General features: G+C 50.3%; 1 protein-coding gene. It reads left to right on the forward strand.

Going from position 1 to position 2,422, the window contains the following annotated elements; genetic code table 11:
- A partial coding sequence (locus ACTF5Z_RS11870) for a leucine-rich repeat protein (RefSeq protein WP_438985819.1) occupies positions 1-2,422 on the forward strand: 2,422 nt, incomplete at both ends.

A 2,422-nucleotide genomic window follows, 5' to 3' on the forward strand; every position in this document is an offset into this window, starting at 1 on the left:
AACCCAGTTTCCGTTCTGGTTGATGGAGTCCCAACCGCCGTCAGCTTTGAGCCCAATCCAGAAGGTACGGGTCTGGTGATTACTGGCTGTTTAGCGCAATGCCCGGCAAACCTTCCGATACCCGCATCTTTAAATGCGACTAGTGTGGTCAGTATCGACGATGGCGCCTTCATGGGAAGTCAGCTAAACAGCGTGACTATTGCGTCGGGAATCCAAGATATTGGAGTTGCTGCTTTTTACGACAATAACCTCGTTAGTCTGAATTTGGCAGCAGGACTAAAAAGCGTGCAAGCAAACGCATTTCAAAAGAATGCGCTGATTTCGTTGTCTTTGCCCAATACGCTGACAACGATTGGTGATTCCGCTTTTGCGAACAATGCACTGACCAGCATTTCGATTCCCGATAGCGTTTTAGCTATTGCGGCTGCGGCCTTTTATGATAATGCCTTAAGCGTCGTGACTGTTCCCGATGGCATAACCACCTTGGGATCGGCGGCCTTTGGGAAAAACCAAATGAACTCCGTGATGTGGCAAGGCGTTGCTTTAAATTGGAGTTTTAGTCTTCATGACGGGCAAATGACGATTTCAGGTTGCGCTACCTATTGCACGTCACCCCGAGCCAATTTTCCGGAGCTTTTGCAACCATGGGATTTGACGATCCCTGCGACAATCAACGGTTTTCTGGTAGTGGCCATAGAAGATTACGCATTCTGGGATACGGCGGCTGAAAACTTGGTGTTACCGGAGGGGATCGTCACTATCGGTGCCTATGCGTTTGCAGAGAATTATTTTCCTGATTTGGTGATTCCAAATACGGTGAAAACCATCGGGTTCGGTGCATTTTACTTAGCGAACGTGGAATCGCTGTCGTTGGGAGATTCAGTCGTAGAGATTGGAGAAATTGCCTTTCAGTATAACCGCGTTTCGAGTATCCGGATTCCGGATAGTACCAAAACAATTGGCGCTGATGCGTTTGGTTATGATTCCTTCGCTTCCGGTTATTTAACTCAACTCGATCTGGGATCAGGCGTCGAGTTCATAGGGTCAAGAGCCTTTCAAAATCATGGTCTCACGCAACTCGTTATTCCAGCTAGCGTCACCCACCTAGAGCAGAATGCCTTCAGCGGTTCTAAGCTTGATGAGTTGAGGTTCTTCGGTGACCGCCCAGAAATGGCACTAGATCAATTTAACGCAGAGACACGACAAGCCGTATTCTCGTTTTCAAATGAACCCGCCTTCCCAACCTTAGTTAGAGTCTGTAGCGGCCGAGCCGGTTGGACAGATTTGAAAACCGTGTTTGATAACGTTTATGAGTCAACTTTTTGGAAGCCCGGATACACGACCGTTCGTCAAGAGAACTGTGGCGATAGTGACGGTGACGGCTTGCTGAACTTCGAAGATAGCGACGACGACAATGACGGCGTGTTAGACAACGACGATGCGTTCCCCTTAGATTCGACAGAGTGGCTAGACACCGATTTAGATGGGGTCGGAAACAATGCGGATACCGACGACGATAACGACGGTGTTAGCGACTTGTATGAAATAGCGCTTGGGACTGACCCTTTAGACCCCAATTCGTGTCTGGGTGACGAGTGTGGATCGCGGGTGACCTATGTTGCAAACCCCGATGGGATTACGGCGACGGTGACGGGGTGCGCGACATCGTGCCGACGGGATCTTGTCGTTCCCGCTGCGGTCGATGGCTATGTTGTTACAGCGATCGCCGAGGGCGCTTTTCGGAATGCGGGGCTTGTCCAAGTGTCTTTACCCGACACTCTTGATTCTGTTGCGGGCTATGCCTTTGCCTATAACTCACTCACCTCTGTCGTAATACCCGATAGCGTTACAACAATTGCGGGTTACGCCTTTGGCTACAACACGCTTACGGAAATTCGAGTCGGAGCAGGTGTTACAGACTTAGGCGATTATGCGTTCTCTAATGTGACAAATATTGCTAATCCCGCGCAACTTGATCTTTTGTTGTTCCTGGGGAATAAACCACCGCGTGTTGAAATTCGCATCGAGGTGGCTGACACAGGGTTGGTCGCTTATTGTGCAGACACTTCGGGTTGGCCCAGCGAGATGTTTGTCGGGACACGTAAAATCACACTGACGCCAGACTGTGATCTTGACGGCATTTTAGACGCCAGCGATGTTTATCCAAGAATTGCGCTAGGCGCTTTGTTGGACACCGATGGGGACGGCGCGCCAGATCAGTGCGACGATGCCTGTTTGGCGACGGGTATGCAGGCGGACCTTGATAACGATAACGATGGCGTGTCAGATGAACAGGAGCTTATCGATGGCACAGATCCGTTTGATCCGTCGGATTATGTGCCGCCTTTCGATCGTTTAAGTGGCGAGGTGTACCATTGGTCGAAGTTGTCGCTATTGGGCGCAGTGGAGGTCAGTCGTGAGG

The sequence above is a fragment of the Aequoribacter sp. genome (assembly GCF_965659035.1).
Lineage (GTDB): Bacteria > Pseudomonadota > Gammaproteobacteria > Pseudomonadales > Halieaceae > Aequoribacter.